This window comes from Bifidobacterium intestinale (assembly GCF_023656765.1).
GTDB classification, from domain to species: domain Bacteria; phylum Actinomycetota; class Actinomycetes; order Actinomycetales; family Bifidobacteriaceae; genus Bifidobacterium; species Bifidobacterium hominis.
In genome coordinates this window covers 346,581-363,403 of record NZ_JAMOKR010000002.1, presented here as the reverse complement: position 1 = coordinate 363,403, position 16,823 = coordinate 346,581, and the positions used below count along the sequence as shown (strand labels likewise).

Here is a 16,823-nt window from a genome sequence, read left to right as displayed (position 1 = left end):
CGTATCGATGATAAAACCATGAAAACCTACAATTCCCCGACCTTGAAACGAACCGGCAGACCACAAGATCAGGGGAGCGAAAAATCACGGTTCGATGATCCAGCTTAAACCGACCAGCACAATGAGGAACAGCACATTCACCGCCGAGTAAACAGCCAGATAACGTCCCTTCTTGTCAGGATACTTGCGCGTCACGTTCTTGTAGCCGATCAGCGACGCCATGGAGGCAATCAGCGTACCCATGCCGCCAAGGTTGGTACCGATGATCAGCGCACGCCATTGATCGCAGAAGCCTGACAGCAGCAGCGTGGTCGGCACGTTGGAGATGAACTGGCTGGACACCACGGACACTTCCAGTGGATGCGCCCCCACCAAGGAGGCGGCCAGCTCGTAGAATTCCGGCACACGTTTCATATTGCCGATGAAAATGAAGAACATGCAGAAGGTCAGCGGCAATCCCCAGTCGATATTGCGGAACACGCGGCGATCGCAGAACAGAAATGCCACCACCACGATCACACACATGGCCCATAGCGGAATGAAATCGCTCACAGCCAGCAAACACACGATGAACAATGCGCAATATACGATCGTGCGCCAACCTCCATAACCGGCGCCATAGCCGGTCACACGAATCTCATCCGGCCGTGGCTGGTCGGAATTCGGAGCGAGCACATTCTGTTCGATGCCACTGCCGTCGATAGAGGAAAATTCGGAAACAGGTTTCTTGCCGAATGCCACGCAGGCGATAAGCACCAGCAATACCGCCGCGGTAACGGAATACGGCGCCATAATGCCGATCATTTCAGCGGACGGCATGCCGGTCAACGCTTTCAGATACAGGTTATGCGCGTTGCCGATCGGCGTCAACATACTGCCCACGTTCGCACCGACGGTCATCAACGTACCGACCAGCACCGCATGCTCCTCCATATGGGCCATGGTAAGCACCGCGATCGCGAACGGAATGAACGTAACCAACGCCACATCATTGGTGATCAGCATGCCGGAAAAATACGTGAGCGAAATCAGCGTGATCACCAATCCACGTGCGCTGCCCACATGATGCAGCAATCGTGAGCCGATAATACGGAACACACCGATGCGCTGGAAACCGCACACCACCAGCATCAGGCAGATCAACTGCGAAATGGTGCTCGCATGAATATATCCGCCGTACTCCTTGTCGGGAGGCACGATAAAGCATGAAATAAGAGCAAGTATGGAAGCAACTACGAGAATGGTCTCGTTTTTCAGGATTTTAACGACCAATCGTCGCATTCATTCCTCCGTGAATCCAGTTTGCAAACCGTTTGCAGACCCGGGCGATTTTCTCAAGAAACGCCATATTCACTTTACCCGAAAAAACGCGTAGCACATATCCTTGGCATACGATTTTTCCGACCATTCCAACGTTTTTCAGCCACTACGCCCTACTGTTCTTTACCTTTGCAAACCGGCAAAACTGTTTTGCAATTGCAAAACACGCCGAAAGATACTGTATGTCAACTAAGAATTCGTTAAGTATTCTCGCCTCGTTCACCGCATGTTCGCCGGCTATTCATGCAACGCTCGTATATGCGGCAGATCCAAGTGCAAGGCAAAGACATTCGGGGGTTATCAGACGTTCTGGCACGCGGCAGAAACTCAAGTACACGACAGATATTCAGGCGACGTTATTGCCAAACACCCTCGCCTGCAGATCCTTACGCAAGGTCTCAAGTTTAGTGATCTGACCGAGCAGCTCGATTTTCTCGGCACCATCCGGCAGTTGCGCCATGCGACGCTTGTCCGCACCGATCCTGCGCATGATGCCCGTGTCAAGCAGCCGAATGATGAGTTCGGACGCATACCTACGCTCATCATCGGTCGGCTTGCGTAATTGCACGTTGATTTCTTGCGATTGTTGCGACGCGCGTTCCGTATCGGCGTCGCTCGGCGGCAACGGTAGTTGCATGACGGCAAGCTCGTTGATTACGGATTCCAGCATCGGTCCGCCTGCTTTGGTGAGATTATGCATCCACAGTCCTTGCGGGGTATCTGTGGACGGCAGACCGCCGGCCGCAGCGATGGCTTGGAACAGCGTACGGAATACAGGGGTCATGAAGCTCGACAGCGTGAGGCTGGCGAACAATGTCGGATCCACGGCGAGCGGCACCTGTATCAGGGTCGCCATGAACTGCTGTTCGCAGATGAACACGGCATCGTCGATACGGTAATAGGATTGTTCCGCGGCGTCACGATGTTCCAACGCCTTGCGCGCGGAAGGATTCGCATATGGATTCACGCCCTGCTCCATGCGAGGTTCCGCCGCTGCGGCATTGGCGGCAAAGCGACGTTTCGGCGCATACGCATCCTCGTCCCGCACATTGAGTTTGCGGCGGGCGTCACGCACTTCGCGCTGCATGATATCGAGATCGACGCCGATTTGGCGTACCGCCTTGCGTGAATACAAGTCAAGCAGCGAACGGTCGCGAATCTGCGCGATCAGCGGTGCCACGGCCTTGACTGCCCCCATTTGCCCCGTGGTATAGGTGGTGTCAAAACGCCCGATAGCTGTTTTGATCACGAAATCATACAATGGCTCGGCATTCGCAATAAGCGCGCGAACCGCCTCATTGCCACGTTTGATGCGCAGATCGCATGGATCGAGATTGTCATCAGCCACGGCGACGAACGCCTGCGTCGAAAACGCGGCATCCAATCCGAATGCGTGAATCGCGGCCTTCTGCCCGGCGGCATCACCATCGAAGGTGAACACGATGCGGGAACTCAATTGCTGCCCATCAACCTTCAATGGACCAATCAGCTGCACCGCGCCCAACGAATCGTCGGCGATAAGACGACGTACGATTTTGGCATGTTCCGCACCGAACGCGGTACCGCATGTGGCAATCGCGGTGTCGACTCCGGCCAGATGCATGGCCATCACGTCGGTATAGCCTTCGACGATCACCACCTGACGTTTCTTGACGATCGCAGCCTTCGCCATATCAATGCCATACAGCACCTGGTTTTTGCGGTACAACGCCGTATCCGGCGTATTGATGTATTTCGCGCCGATCGAATCGTCCTCATACAATTTGCGTGCGCCAAAACCAAGCGCACGACCGGTCGAATCGCGAATCGGCCATGTTACGCGGCCACGAAAATAGTCGTACACCCCATGCTGGCCTTGGCGAGCCAATCCTGCATCCAGCATCTCCTGCTGTGTGAAGCCTTTGCCAGCCAAGTACCGAACCAGATTGTCCCAACCCTGCGGAGCGTATCCACAACCGAAACGCTGGCAATCGGCCTGGCTGAAGTTACGACCGTCAAGCAATTTACGTGCAGCGAGCGCATCTTTGGTCATCAGCTGCGATACGAAAAACTCCTGCGTGGCCTCATTGGCTTCCAGCAGGCGGGCACGTTTTGAACCAGTATGCTCCTTCTTGGCGTTCGACTGGTCATAATGCAATTCGATATGGTATTTGTCGGCCAAAAGCTCGACGGCGTCACGGAAGTCGATGTTCTCCTGATGTTCAACATAGCCGAACACGTCACCGCCGAGACCACAACCGAAACAATGCCATACACCCAACGCCGGGCGCACGGAAAAACTTGGCGTTTTTTCATCGTGGAAAGGGCACAGCCCTACATAAGCGCCAGTTCCGGAAGGCTTGAGCGAAACCGTCGCGGACACAATGTCATACAGATCGGCGGTGGCGCGAACTTTTTCGATATCTTCCTTCAGAATCATTCCTGGCATAGCTCACCACCTTAACAGCAAGCGCGGCACGTTGACCAACCATCGAACGTGCCGCGCCCACCATATTGACTTTCACGGCGTGCCTTGTTTCCCACGCCCGTTGCCTTACAGAATGGTTGCGGGATTGAGTTTGGCGAGATCTTCGGCCGACAGCACGTCGGTGGCGTGCTCGTACAGGCGCGGAATGCGGTTGCACAGACAGGTGAAGATCTCGTAGCTGATGGTACCTGCGGCACGACCCCAATCGTCGGCGGTCGGTTCGGCATAATCCTCGCCACGGCCCGGACCGAACAGCTGCACGGTGTCGCCCTCATGCACGCCAAGCTTTTCCGCGGAACCGTGCAGGTCAAGCATGAACTGGTCCATGCACACGCGGCCAGACACACGGTACAGGCGCGGACCTTCCGTAGTCATCACACGCACCGGACCGCCAGGCTTGGCCACATGCTTCGCGCCTTCCATATCGAAACCGGAAGCGGAACGGTGAATGCCGTCCGCATAGCCTACAGGCACGATCGCGGTGGACGTGTCCGTAGGAGTCAAGTACGTGCGGCCATAGGAAATGCCATGGCCTGCCTCCACATCCTTGACCGTGCCAAGCTGCGCCTGCAATGTCATGGCCGGCGTCAAATCATACGTGCCAGGCGTGCCCATGGCCGGATCAGCCTCATAACCATACAAGCCAATACCCGGGCGGGTGAGCTCAAAATGAATCTCCGGACGCGAAAGCGTGGCCGCCGTATTGGCAAGATGGCGAATCTCCGGTGCAATGTCAGCAACTTCCATACGACGGGTGAAATCCTTGAAATTCTCGACCTGCCTATCAGTGGCCGCCACGAATTCAGGCACGTCGGGAGCGTCGGCCACCGCCAGGTGACTCCACTGGCCGACAATATGCAGCACACCCTCCTTGGCGAGAGGCACCAGCTTGGCAAGCGCCGCATCGAACGTGGCCGGAGTGAATCCATTGCGACCAAAACCAGAATCGACCTTCACATGCACACGCGCGGTTTTTCCAAGACGACGCGCCGCGGCCGCAACACCGTCAATACCCGGCAATGAGCCTACGGAAATATCGATGTCATTGTCGATCAGCTCGTCAAAAGGCACAGCCGTGCCGTTATATACCCATGTCAGAATGTGGCAGCGGTCTGGTCCAATACCGGCCTTGCGCAGCAGCAGCGCCTCATGCGACTGCGCCGTGCCCAGCCATGTCGCGCCTCCTGCGAGCGCCGCAAGCGCAGCCGGAATAAGACCATGCCCGTACGCGTCAGCCTTGACCACACCCATCACGGCAGTGCCGGAATTCGGGCCGCCAACCACGCTCACCAAATGACGCATATTGTCTCGCAATGCGGCCATATCGACGATGGCCTGCGCCGGGTATTGCTTTTGGGCGGCCTCATAATTGGCCTTGCCTTGTTCGGATGAGAATTTCCATTCACGGGCAGCATTGAAAGTCATGGCTCTATTGTTGCGCTCCCATATGACGGCTTCGAAAAGACGCGCACACATGGTGAGACGATTCACGGGGTTTTCACGTTTTTGTCCGCGCCAGGTTTTTACACTCTCTTTACATAAGGCGCGTATACCTCCCATACATGAGGCGTTCAGCCCTTCTTTGATTTCTGGCGTTTGAGGCGTGCCAGAGTCCCGGAAATCCGTCCGGTCCAGCCCATATAAAACCACTTTTAGGGAATTAAGACCATGGATCTTTTTCGCAAAAAGTCAGTGGACCAGCTCGTATCCGAGTCAACTCCACTGAAACGCACATTGAAAACGTTTGACCTTACCATGCTGGGAATCGGCGCCATCATCGGCACCGGCATTTTCGTGCTCACCGGCAAGGGCGCCCTCACCGCAGGTCCGGCATTGTGCGTCTCCTTCCTCCTGGCCGCGATCTGCTGCGGTTTCGCAGGATTGTGCTATGCAGAGTTCGCAGCAATGGCACCAGTGTCCGGTTCCGCATATTCGTACGCGTATTTGGCGTTCGGTGAGCTGATCGCATTTGTGATCGGCTGGGATTTGATTTTGGAATACGCATTGCAGGCGGCCACCGTGTCCGCCGGATGGTCCGGTTATTTCAACAAACTGTTGGAAGGTTTCGGCTTGCATCTGCCAGTTGAGCTGACCGCGGCATACGGCACCACACCAGGCGTAACCACATACTTCAACCTGCCTGGTTTCGTAATCGTGCTCATCATCACTTGGGTGCTGGCCATTGGCATCAACCAGACGAAGAAAACCAACGATATTATGGTGATGATCAAATTGGCCATCATCGTGCTGTTCATCGTGTGCACCGTCTGGTACATCAATCCTGCCAATTGGAAGCCGTTCTCCCCGTACGGCATTTACACGTTCCAGCCGGGCTCGACGCAGCCGTACGGCATTGTTCCGGCGGCGTCGATCGTGTTCTTCAGCTTCATCGGCTTCGACGCCGTCTCCTCCTCCGCCGAGGAGACCATCAATCCGAACAAGACACTGCCACGCGGCATTCTTATTTCGTTGGCCGTGTCGACTGTGCTGTACATCATCATGACGCTGATTATGACCGGTGTGGTGCCATACAAGGAGTTCGCGAAATTCATTGACGCTCCGGTGGCCGGCGTGATTCTCGAAACCGGCCTCAACTGGCTGGCGTTCATCGTCAATCTTGGCGCTCTGATCGGCATGACCACGGTGATGCTGGTGCAGCTGTACGGCCAGTCCCGCATCTGCTACGCCATGAGCCGCGACGGCCTGTTCCCGAAGTTCTTCGGCGAAGTGCACCCGAAGTACCGCACCCCCTACAAGGGCACCTGGTTCTTCGGCATCCTGACGGCCATCGCCGGCGGTTTCATCAACATCAACGTATTGTTCGAATTGGTGAACATCGGTACGCTGTCGGCGTTCATCATCGTGTCCGCAGGCATTCTGTGGATGCGTAAGACCCAGCCGGACGCACACCGCGGCTTCCGCGCTCCGGGCGTGCCGTTCACGCCGATCTGCGCGATCATTTTCTGCTTCATTCTGATTTGCGGTTTGAATTGGGAGACCTGGGTGCGTTTCGCAATCTGGTTCGCCCTTGGTTTGATCGTGTATTTCGCGTACAGCCGCAAGCATTCCGCATTGAACAAGCCAGGACTGTTCTAAAAACCGGTAATACTGTTGCTTTCGACATATCTTTCATAAAATATATCGAAAGCAACACAATCGGATATAAAAATCCCGTTGAACATCTGAAATATGATATTCAACGGGATTTTTGTTTCTCAATATCGCAGATTATCTGTGATTATTTGCAATGAAATTTATATTGATTGATATCAATCCATACAAATCCGCAAATCTCACCATTCATGACGCTGATAGGCGATACGAGTGGTATCGAACGGCCTGTCAAGCAACTGAATCAAGCCGCAGCGCGCAAAACCATTCGATTCGAGCACATGCTGCATGGCCTTGTTGTTGGGATGCGTATCCGCACGCACATTGCCGTAATGTTCGATGCACCAGTTGATGCAGTCCTTCGCCGCACCCTTGGCGAGACCCGACGAGGCAATCCGGTGGATGGTCACATACGGATCATCATCCAGCCAGGCACCATCGATATTCACATACGTCGGGTCGATGCCCGGACACAATGCGAACTGGGCGAGCACACGTTCCTCGCCATCAACCGTATCAACAAGCAGCACAGTGCGTTGCGATTCGATATCGTCACGAACCACTTCCTCACGCGGGAACTTATCACCCCACTGCGTGGGATTGCCATTGGAGGCCATCAACTTGCGGGCATGCTCATAAATCTTCTGCATGGTCGGCCAATCAGCCATAGTGGCGCGGCGGAACCGCCGTTCAGAAGTAATGACGCTCTCCTCACCCATCTCGTTCACCTTTGCATCGCCTTGTCTTCTTCCGAGCGTTAAAAATACCATGCCCACGGCACAGTGTTCGCAATATGCCCGAAAAGCAGACTTGCAACCGCACGCGAATCAGACCAGACGGCGCTCAAACGCGTCAGAGCTGATGCCCTTGGCAAGAATATCCTTGCACCATTCCTTCGCCGTGAACAGGCTATGGTCGCGGTAATTGCCGCAGCTTTCGATGGTGGTGGCAGGAACGTCATCCCATGTGGCCTCATATGCGATGAATTCCAACGCCTCCTTCAACGCGCGCGCCACTTCTTCCGTGGAATGCTCACCCCACGTCAGCAAATGGAAACCGGTACGGCAACCGAACGGGGAGCAATCGATATAACCGTCGATACGTTCCCGCAACAGCACCGCAATCGTATGTTCGATGGTGTGCAGGCCACCGGTCGGAATCGCATTCTCATTCGGCTGCACCAAACGCAAATCATAATTGGAAATCACATCGCCATTCGGACCGGTCTGCGTGTCGATATAGCGCACATACGGAGCCTTCACCTTGGTGTGGTCGAGCTGGAAGCTTTCCACAACCGGCTTGTCTTCTGCCATCATCAATCCTTTCTTCAACAACCGTTCGTCTCTACTGTCGCCGTTTTGCCGGCATACGTCAACCGCACCGCCATACATGTTGCCGATAATGCGTTACACATCATATACAACGTATGGTTTTGCAATAATCGATACGATTATTCTTCAAGCTGATACGTCACATGATTCATGCAACGAAATCGCGGATCACTTCCATGAACCGTTCGCCATACGCTTTCAATTTAAGCGCGCCCACGCCGTTGACTTGCGAAAACTGCTCGCCAGAGACCGGCCTGATACGCACCATGTCGCGCAACGTTTTATCGGAAAAGACGATATACGGGGGTTTACCGAGTTCGCGGGCGATGTCAAGCCGCAACGCACGCAGCTTGGCGAACAATTCCTCGTCTCCGTCGCCCGGCACATATGCCCCCATGGCCTGAGAACCTACGGACGGCGATTCCGCACGTTTCGCAGCGTGCTTCCGTTCGATCTTCTTGATTTCATAATGAAAATTCGGCGCGACCGTTTCCGCCGCACGTTCACCGAAGCGAACAATCGGCATGGAGCCTTCCGAAATGGAAAGAAAACCATCCGTCGCCATCTGGCTGAGCACGTCACGAATCTGCGCCTCCGAAGTCGCGCTCAACATGCCATACGTCGGCAGATCGGCAGGATGGAGATAATTCAAATCCTGCGCTTTCGACCCACGCAGCACTTTGACGATCTTCCCCGAACCGACCTTCTGGTTCACGTCATGCACGCAGCGGCTGATGGCCCGCGCGATCTCAGTAACATCAACGGTTTCAAACGTGTGCTCGCAGTTCGCGCATCCTCCCACGCATGCGCCGTCAACACGGACGGCCGCTCCCCCGGCCTCACCGAAATACCTGGTCATATACTCGTGCAGACAATCCGTGGTACGGCAATAACCGATCATGGCGTTGAGCAGACGCCGTTTCGACGCGCGCACGACCTCCTGCTCTTCGACGGTCAAACGCTCGTTCTCATAATCCGAATCAAGCAGCCTTCGCCTCGTAGCAATATCAGACTCGTTCCACAGCAACGTGCACCGGCTAGGCTCGCCGTCACGCCCCGCACGACCGGCCTCCTGATAGTACGCTTCGATCGATTCCGGCATATTATGATGAATCACATAACGCACGTTCGACTTGTCGATTCCCATGCCGAACGCATTCGTGGCAACCACCACAGGCACACGGTCGGTTACGAAATCACGTTGCGCCCGCTCCCTCGTTTCGGCCGACATACCGCCATGATAGGCGACTGCGACCGTGCCGATTCGCGTCGCATCCTCACCTTTCACCGCACGCAGCTCGCGCACGGCGATATTTAATGATTCGGCAAGCGACTCCACTTCCTTGCGAGTCGCGCAATACACGATACCGGATTCGTCAGGATGATCCGCAATATACGAAGCCACCCACGAAGCCTTATGTTTCCTTTCCATCCTGATCACGTCGAAATACAGGTTGGCCCTGTCGAAGCCGGTGACGGTGACGGACGGATCACGCAATCCAAGAATTCCGATAATATCGCGGCGCACCCGTTCCGTCGCGGTCGCAGTGAACGCGGCAACCGTCGGACGAGTCGGCAACGCCTTCAGAAAATCGCCGATACCAAGATATGACGAACGGAAATCCTGACCCCATTGCGACACACAATGCGCTTCGTCAACGGCGACCAGAGAAATCGGCACACGACTGGCGAACGTACGGAAACGCTCGGTTTCCAAACGTTCCGGAGCCACATACAGCAGTCTGATCCGTCCCGACAATGCCCGCGCGAACACCAGATCCTGTTCGTCGGGACTTTGCGTGGTATTGATGAACGCGGCTGAAATGCCCACGTCGTTGAGCGCGTCGACCTGATCGCGCATCAACGAGATCAACGGGGAAATGACGATGGTCATGCCCGGAAGAAGCGTGGCGGGAATCTGGTAACAGATCGACTTGCCAGCACCGGTGGGCATGACACCGAGCGCATCACGGCCTTGGATAATCGCATTGACTATGCCTTCTTGACCAGGACGGAAGGCGTCATATCCGAAGTAGGTGCGTAGGGCGTCACGCGCCGACGTAAACTCTGTCATACGCAGCAGTCTAGTATCCACCGCCTCTACTCGGTGCGGAGGGCGGTGGCGGGATCCTGCTTGGAGGCGCCACGACTTGGGATGAGGCCGCCGATCAGGGTGAGCACTACGCTGAGAATCACCAGAGCGATGGCATTACCGACCGGCAGCACGGCACTGACCTCGGTGGTACCCATGAAGTGGTGCAGCACGCTGTTGATCGGGAAGTTGAGCAACACGGTGGCACCAACGCCAATCAGACCGGCCAGCAGGCCGATAATGCCGGTTTCCGCGTTGAATACGTTCGACACATTGCGTTTGGATGCGCCCATGGCGCGCAGAATACCGATTTCCTTGGTACGTTCCAGTACGGAAATATAGGTGATAATGCCGATCATGATCGACGAGACCACCAATGACACAGCCACGAAAGCGATCAGCACATAGGTGATGACGTTGATGATGGTGGTTACCGAGTTCATCATCAGACCAACGTAGTCGGTGTAGGTGATCTTGTCTTTTTCCTTGGCGGTCTTATTGTATTCGTCGATGGCGTCGTTGATGGAATTCTTGTCTTCGAAGCTGTCGACGTAAATGTTGATGGAGCTTGGTGCGTCACGGCTGACCACGCCGAAATCAGCGAGATTATCATTGTAGGAGCCGGTGGACACGTACTGGTTGTAGATGGCGACCAGCGTGGCCTCGTCGGCGGTGGCGATATAGGCGTCGAATTGGTCGGCGAGCTGCTGTTCGCCCATCTGAGCCATGGCCGCGGCCTGCTGGGAGTCACCTCCGGATGCGCCTGCGGCCGCCATCATGTTCTGCGCCATCTGCGCCTTGCTGCTTACGCCGAGGGATGCGACGTAATCGCGGGCATCCTGGGCCTTGGTGGCATCGTCGGACGGCGAGAACGTCATGCCGTTGAGTACATTGTGGTCTTTATCGGACTGCTGTTCGGTGACGATTTCACTGGATTCGGCACGGTCGATCAGCTCATTGGTCAGAGCACGCGTATAGCCCACACCGGAGGAAAGCGGGGTTGCGTCAGCATCCTCTACCGGCTTGACCACGCCCACGATCTTCAGATCGATGGCCTTGTCGGAGTCGATCAGCGCGTTAATCTGGTCCACATCGTCGCCCGCGTACGTCCAATGGCCGTTATCGCCTTTGACATACTGGTCGCAGGCCGGCAGCAGCTTCAGCGTGCGGTCGATAACGTCGGAATAGTCAATCTTCTTGGTATCGGTTTTCACATCGTCGCCGGAATTGAGCTGGTTCATCATATCGTGGTATTCACTGGCGGATTTGAGGCCTAGCTCATACACAGTGGTTAACGACAATGAATTGTTCTCGTCAAGTACGAGCACAACCTCGTTCTTGTTCTTTGGCCAGGATCCTTCGACTACCTCATAATTGTCGGAAATGACCTTGCCGACGTTCTTTTTGCCATCAGCGCTTGGCATGATCTCATGGAACGAGCTCGGTGCAGCATTCTGGTCGGTTTTACCCGTGAGCATGCTCACGCGCGTCGACGTAAAGGTAGACGAGTCGGCAGACATCAGCGAACCATCCGCCATCTGGTCGGCCATCGATTTGGTGCCGGTTTTGCCCACCGTCACACCATCGGCGTTGACAAGCGTGCCGTCTGGATCGTGTGAGAATACGGAGAACCTCGTATCATACGAATACTGGATTCCCGCGGAACCGATATACCGATTGATGTCACTGTCCTTATTATCGAGGTATTTCTTGAACGCGCTCAGATTGTTTTCGGTAATGCTGCTGGTCATCGAAGCGGTGCCCTTGATGGCGGCATCATCCGGATAAATCGCGTCGCTCTTATGCTTCTTGCCTTGATTGTCCGCACTCTGCTGACCGGAAGTCATCATGCTGGTCAGGTCGAAGGTCTGTTCGTCGATACTGATCGGGTAAGCAGTCATCGTCTCGCGCTGAATATTGTCGATATAAGTGTTCACGCCTGCCGAAACGGACATAATCAATGCGATGCCGATAATGCCGATGGATCCTGCGAATGCCGTAAGGAACGTGCGGCCCTTCTTGGTGCGTAAATTGTTGAAGCTCAATGCCAACGACGTGCCGAACGACATGGATGCGCGGCCCATGGTCTTGTGCACGGGAGCGGTGGCCGTTTCGTTCTGGGCTGGTTCGAACGGGTCGGAGTCGGAACGGATCACACCGTCCTTGAGCTCCACAATGCGCGTGGCATACTGGTAGGCCAGTTCGGGGTTATGCGTCACCATCACCACGAGGCGGTCTTTGGCAACCTCTTTGAGCAGATCCATGATCTGCACGGAAGTATCGGAATCAAGCGCACCGGTCGGCTCGTCGGCGAGCACGATGTCCGGATCGTTCACTAACGCGCGCGCAATGGCCACGCGCTGCATCTGACCGCCGGAAAGCTGGTTCGGCTTTTTGTTGACATGCTCGCCCAAACCCACTTGTTCAAGCGCCTTGCGCGCACGCTCTCGACGCTCCGAATGCGATACGCCCGAAATGGTTAGGGCAAGTTCCACATTCGACAGAATGGTCTGATGGGGAATGAGATTGTAGCTCTGGAACACGAAACCGATGGTGTGGTTGCGATAGGAGTCCCAATCGCGGCTTTTGTATTGTTTGGTGGAAATGCCGTTGATCACCAGATCGCCGGAATCATAGTGGTCAAGTCCGCCGATGATGTTGAGCAGTGTGGTTTTGCCGGAGCCGGAAGGTCCGAGAATGGCCACGAATTCGCTGTCACGCAGGTTAAGGCTGACGTTATCCAGCGCCCGCTGCACGAAGTCGCCGGTTTTATACTGTTTGGAGATGCCTTGAATTTGCAGCATGCCGCCTCGTCTCGATAATCATGGGCGTTCGATTCCACAGAGAATGCGCTGGTAGATGAACACGAACGCTGTCGAAAGTATTATATGGCAAAACCCTCGCCATAAGCAGATTCGAAATAGCATAATATACGCTTTTGGCGAATCCGATGGCGAGGATTTATGCACATTCTGCCTTTTTGACGGATTACACAAAACCGTAACGAGGCTGCGATCTTATCTCAAACACGACGAAATGCCTGCTCCAAGTCCGCGATCAAATCGTCAGCATCTTCAAGACCGACGGAAAGTCGCACGAGATTGGCGGGCACTTCCAGCGTGGTACCGGCGACGGAAGCGTGGGTCATGGCGCCCGGATGCTCAATCAGGGATTCCACGCCTCCCAACGACTCAGCCAAAGTGAACACTTCCGTAGCACCGGCGAACTTCTTGGCCGCTTCGAATCCGGCTGCGATCTGTACGGAGATCATGCCTCCGAAGCCGCCATGCATCTGTCGTGCCGCGATCTCGTGGCCTGGATGGGATTCCAGTCCCGGGTACCATACGCGTTCCACTTCAGGACGGGTTTCCAGCCATTGCGCCACCTTCATGGCGTTACGGCTGTGCTGCTTGACGCGCAGATCCAACGTTTTGAGGCCACGAATGTCAAGCCAGGAGTCGAACGGAGATGGCACAGCTCCGGCCGCGTTCTGCAGGAACGCCACTTCATCGCGGATTTCCTTGTCGTTGAGCACCACAGCTCCGCCGACCACGTCGGAATGTCCGCCGATGTATTTGGTGGTGGAATATACGGCCACGTCGGCGCCATCCGTCAACGGATGCTGCAATACCGGGGATGCGAAGGTGTTGTCTACCACCACTTTGGTGTCATGCGCGTGAGCGACCGCTGACGTGGCTGCGATATCGGTGATGTTGAGCAGCGGGTTCGACGGGGTTTCCACCCAAATGTACTGGTACTGCTTCTGGCTGAGCGCCGCGGAAACGGCCTCGGTGTCGGTGATGTCCACCACGTCGAGGCCGATGCCCCACGGCACGAACACCTTGGAAAGCAGACGGTAGGTGCCACCATATACGTCATTGCCCAGCAGAATATTGTCTCCCGGCTTGAGGGTGGCACGCAACAGCACGTCGATGGCGGCCAAGCCGGAAGCGAAGCTCAATGCATAATTCGCACCTTCGACCGCTGCAAGCTGTTCGTCGAAAGAGTTGCGGGTCGGGTTGATGGAACGGCTGTAATCGTAGCCGTTGCGCAGTCCGCCGACACCGTCCTGTTTGAAAGTGGACGTCATATAAATAGGAGTGACCACGGCTCCGGTGGTCGGGTCGGGCTCCTGACCTGCGTGAATGGCGCGGGTGGCGAGTGCGGTGGCGCTCAGGGCTTCGGTGTTGGTCGAGATGGTCATGATGGGAACTCCTTGAAAATAGCGAATGGTTTGGATTGAACGAATGATGGACATGATGTTGAGATATGAATTGGCGGTTTACAGATACTGTTCCGCAAGGCTCGGCTTGGACGTGCGTTCCACAACGTCGGCGAATCCGTTGGCACGCATCCAATCGTCGTTGAAGATCTTTTCCATATAGCTACGACCGGAATCCGGCAGCAACACCACGACCAGCTGGTTTTCATCCAAATCATGCTCGCGAGCGTATTTGAGGGCCGCCATAACGGCCATGCCGGACGAGCCTCCGACAAGCAGACCTTCCTCCGCAGCCAAACGGCGGGTCATTTCGAATGCTTCGGCATCGTTGACCTGCACGATTTCGTCGGGAAGTTCACGGTCGAACGCTTTCGGATAGAAATCCTCGCCGACACCTTCGATGCTGTACTGATGCACGTCGTTCGGATTGGAATAGATGGATCCTTCCGGGTCGGCGCCGATCACTTGTACTGCGCCGTCGGAAGCTTCCTTCAGGTAGCGTCCGGTGCCGGAAATGGTGCCGCCAGTGCCGATGCCCGCCACGAAATGCGTGACCTGATGGTCGCTGGCTTCCCAGATTTCCGGACCGGTGGTGCGGTAGTGGCTTTCCGGTCCGTTCGGGTTGTCGTATTGGTTCGGGCGGTATCCGCCGGGGATCGCTTTGGCGAGGCGTTCCGCCACCTGATAGTAGGAGCGCGGATCGTCCGGACCAGCATCGGTAGGGGTTACCACCACTTCCGCACCGTATGCGCGGAGTACCGCACGCTTGGCTTCGGAAACCTTGTCTGGCAGGGTGAAAATGGTACGGTAGCCGCGCTGCTGCGCCACGAGGGCAAGTCCTACGCCGGTGTTGCCGGAGGTCGGCTCCACAATCACACCGCCCGGCTTGAGTTCGCTGCTGCGTTCGGCCGCGTCAATAATACGTTCCGCGATGCGATCCTTGGAGGAGCCGCCAGGATTGAAATATTCGACTTTGACTGCGATGGCGGCTTTGATGCCGTCGGTCACACGGTTGAGTTTGACGAGCGGAGTGTTGCCGATGAGCTCGGAAAGGGAGTTGTGGATGGTCATGTCGTTTCCTTGCGAAGAGTGATTTCCGTTAGCTTCCGATGAATGATTTCGTTGCTTTGATTTCGAGAAGCTCGCGTTTGTCACTTGCAATTTTGAAAACGGGACCTGCGATGGTGTTTTCACCGCAGTTCATCCACATATGCCGCGTAATACCAACCGCGTAAGGCACTGGTTATGGGATGATTCTTGTGCGATGAAATGACATCCCACATAGAATGCGGATGTCGAAAGAATGTCCTGTCTCAAGTTATGCTTCGATGAACCACGCGCCCCTCGGGCGGTTGGTCAGCGACAGCAACAACAAGAGAAATTGAACATGGCTCACACAATAGCACACGTAACGACATCGGCGTGTCTTACCTGTTCATATAGCGGCAAAAAGCCTGCAATCATGCGGATTTCAACATGATCGCAGGCTTTTTGCGCAGTGTCGCAAATCAGAGCGAAGCCGCGTCCAGCAATCGTTTGGTGTAATCGCTGGTCGGATGGTGCAATACGGTTTCCGTAAGTCCGCATTCCTCAACGCAACCGTCGTGCAACACCATAATGCGATCTGCGATATGCTGCACCACTCCCAAATCGTGTGACACCATGATCAGCGTCATATCAGGTTCGCCGCTACGAATCGCAGCGAACGATGCGAGAATCTGCGTTCGTGCGGCCACGTCGACGGCGCTCATCGGCTCGTCGGCAAGCAATACTTTCGGATGATCCGCAATGGCACGTGCGATGGCCACGCGTTGCGCCTGACCGCCAGAGAGGTCCACGGGGAACCGATTTTCATATGCGGCAGGGTCGAGACTCACCATGCGGAAGGCTTCCGACACGCGTTCCGCAATCCGTTCCTGCGACCAATCAGGGTGATGCAACCGCAATGGTTCGGCAACGGATCTGCCGACCCTCCAACGCGGATCCAACGAGCCGAATGGGCTTTGGAACACCAATCCGCAGCTACGCCGCAGTTCGCCGGCGACTTCGCCTTGCACAGGCTTGCCGAAATACGTAATCTCGCCCGTTTCAGCGTGTTCGAGCCCCAGCAATACTCGCGTAAGGGTGGTTTTGCCGGATCCGGATCCGCCGATCACCGCAAGGCACTCCCCCGAACGTACGTCGATATCAACATCGTGCAGCACCTGACGACGCTGTTGTTTCGCACCGTAGTATTTGCTGATGCCGCGACCTTGCAGCATTGTGGTTTTTTCGTTTTCG

At 55.5% G+C, this 16,823-nt stretch carries 11 protein-coding genes; 1 reads left to right on the top strand and 10 read right to left on the bottom strand.

The window, feature by feature from the left end:
• Nucleotides 1-84 precede the first annotated feature (84 nt).
• The 3 genes from NBH13_RS04415 to alr form a co-directional block, all read right to left on the bottom strand.
• Nucleotides 85-1,281: an anion transporter gene (locus NBH13_RS04415; protein WP_250779113.1), complete on the bottom strand. Its 1,197-nt coding sequence runs from the start codon at nt 1,279-1,281 to the stop codon at nt 85-87.
• Nucleotides 1,282-1,666: 385 nt separating this feature from the next.
• On the bottom strand, nt 1,667-3,748 hold the full coding sequence (gene dnaG, locus NBH13_RS04410) for a DNA primase (RefSeq protein ID WP_250779112.1): 2,082 nt from the start codon (nt 3,746-3,748) through the stop codon (nt 1,667-1,669).
• A gap of 105 nt (nt 3,749-3,853) precedes the next feature.
• The gene (alr, locus tag NBH13_RS04405) at nt 3,854-5,212 is read right to left on the bottom strand and encodes an alanine racemase (protein ID WP_126016077.1); all 1,359 of its coding nucleotides are present in this window, start codon (nt 5,210-5,212) and stop codon (nt 3,854-3,856) included.
• A gap of 243 nt (nt 5,213-5,455) precedes the next feature.
• On the opposite strand from alr, the gene NBH13_RS04400 reads away from it, so the two are divergent.
• Nucleotides 5,456-6,883, top strand: a complete 1,428-nt coding sequence (locus NBH13_RS04400) for an amino acid permease (RefSeq protein WP_099570842.1) — start codon at nt 5,456-5,458, stop codon at nt 6,881-6,883.
• 197 nt (nt 6,884-7,080) lie between these two features.
• Here NBH13_RS04400 and NBH13_RS04395 read toward each other — a convergent pair whose 3' ends face one another.
• The 7 genes from NBH13_RS04395 to NBH13_RS04365 form a co-directional block, all read right to left on the bottom strand.
• Entirely contained in the window at nt 7,081-7,617 is a 537-nt protein-coding gene (locus NBH13_RS04395) for a GNAT family N-acetyltransferase (protein ID WP_099570843.1), read from the bottom strand.
• Nucleotides 7,618-7,725: 108 nt separating this feature from the next.
• A complete protein-coding gene (locus NBH13_RS04390; protein WP_022245363.1) occupies nt 7,726-8,211 on the bottom strand; it encodes an S-ribosylhomocysteine lyase in 486 nt (161 codons plus the stop codon).
• 166 nt (nt 8,212-8,377) lie between these two features.
• A complete protein-coding gene (recQ, locus tag NBH13_RS04385; protein WP_250779111.1) occupies nt 8,378-10,303 on the bottom strand; it encodes a DNA helicase RecQ in 1,926 nt (641 codons plus the stop codon).
• Nucleotides 10,304-10,329: 26 nt separating this feature from the next.
• Entirely contained in the window at nt 10,330-13,125 is a 2,796-nt protein-coding gene (locus NBH13_RS04380) for an ABC transporter ATP-binding protein/permease (RefSeq protein WP_250779110.1), read from the bottom strand.
• Between the two features lie 218 nt (nt 13,126-13,343).
• The gene (locus NBH13_RS04375; protein WP_250779109.1) at nt 13,344-14,525 is read right to left on the bottom strand and encodes a cystathionine gamma-synthase; all 1,182 of its coding nucleotides are present in this window, start codon (nt 14,523-14,525) and stop codon (nt 13,344-13,346) included.
• A 78-nt stretch (nt 14,526-14,603) separates the two neighbouring features.
• Nucleotides 14,604-15,614 (bottom strand): pyridoxal-phosphate dependent enzyme, encoded by a 1,011-nt coding sequence (locus NBH13_RS04370; protein WP_250779108.1) that lies wholly within the window; start codon nt 15,612-15,614, stop codon nt 14,604-14,606.
• Between the two features lie 437 nt (nt 15,615-16,051).
• Nucleotides 16,052-16,804: an ABC transporter ATP-binding protein gene (locus NBH13_RS04365; RefSeq protein ID WP_144164848.1), complete on the bottom strand. Its 753-nt coding sequence runs from the start codon at nt 16,802-16,804 to the stop codon at nt 16,052-16,054.
• Nucleotides 16,805-16,823: the final 19 nt, after the last annotated feature.

Bases quoted from the DNA above. Each gene is read 5' to 3' on its own strand.
- NBH13_RS04370 (WP_250779108.1), bottom strand. From the start codon at position 15,614: ATGACCATCCACAACTCCCTTTCCGAGCTCATCGGCAACACTCCGCTC.
- NBH13_RS04400 (WP_099570842.1), top strand. From the start codon at position 5,456: ATGGATCTTTTTCGCAAAAAGTCAGTGGACCAGCTCGTATCCGAGTCA.
- NBH13_RS04365 (WP_144164848.1), bottom strand. From the start codon at position 16,804: ATGCTGCAAGGTCGCGGCATCAGCAAATACTACGGTGCGAAACAACAG.
- NBH13_RS04390 (WP_022245363.1), bottom strand. From the start codon at position 8,211: ATGGCAGAAGACAAGCCGGTTGTGGAAAGCTTCCAGCTCGACCACACC.
- recQ (WP_250779111.1), bottom strand. From the start codon at position 10,303: ATGACAGAGTTTACGTCGGCGCGTGACGCCCTACGCACCTACTTCGGA.
- NBH13_RS04395 (WP_099570843.1), bottom strand. From the start codon at position 7,617: ATGGGTGAGGAGAGCGTCATTACTTCTGAACGGCGGTTCCGCCGCGCC.
- dnaG (WP_250779112.1), bottom strand. From the start codon at position 3,748: ATGCCAGGAATGATTCTGAAGGAAGATATCGAAAAAGTTCGCGCCACC.
- alr (WP_126016077.1), bottom strand. From the start codon at position 5,212: ATGACTTTCAATGCTGCCCGTGAATGGAAATTCTCATCCGAACAAGGC.
- NBH13_RS04380 (WP_250779110.1), bottom strand. From the start codon at position 13,125: ATGCTGCAAATTCAAGGCATCTCCAAACAGTATAAAACCGGCGACTTC.
- NBH13_RS04375 (WP_250779109.1), bottom strand. From the start codon at position 14,525: ATGACCATCTCGACCAACACCGAAGCCCTGAGCGCCACCGCACTCGCC.
- NBH13_RS04415 (WP_250779113.1), bottom strand. From the start codon at position 1,281: ATGCGACGATTGGTCGTTAAAATCCTGAAAAACGAGACCATTCTCGTA.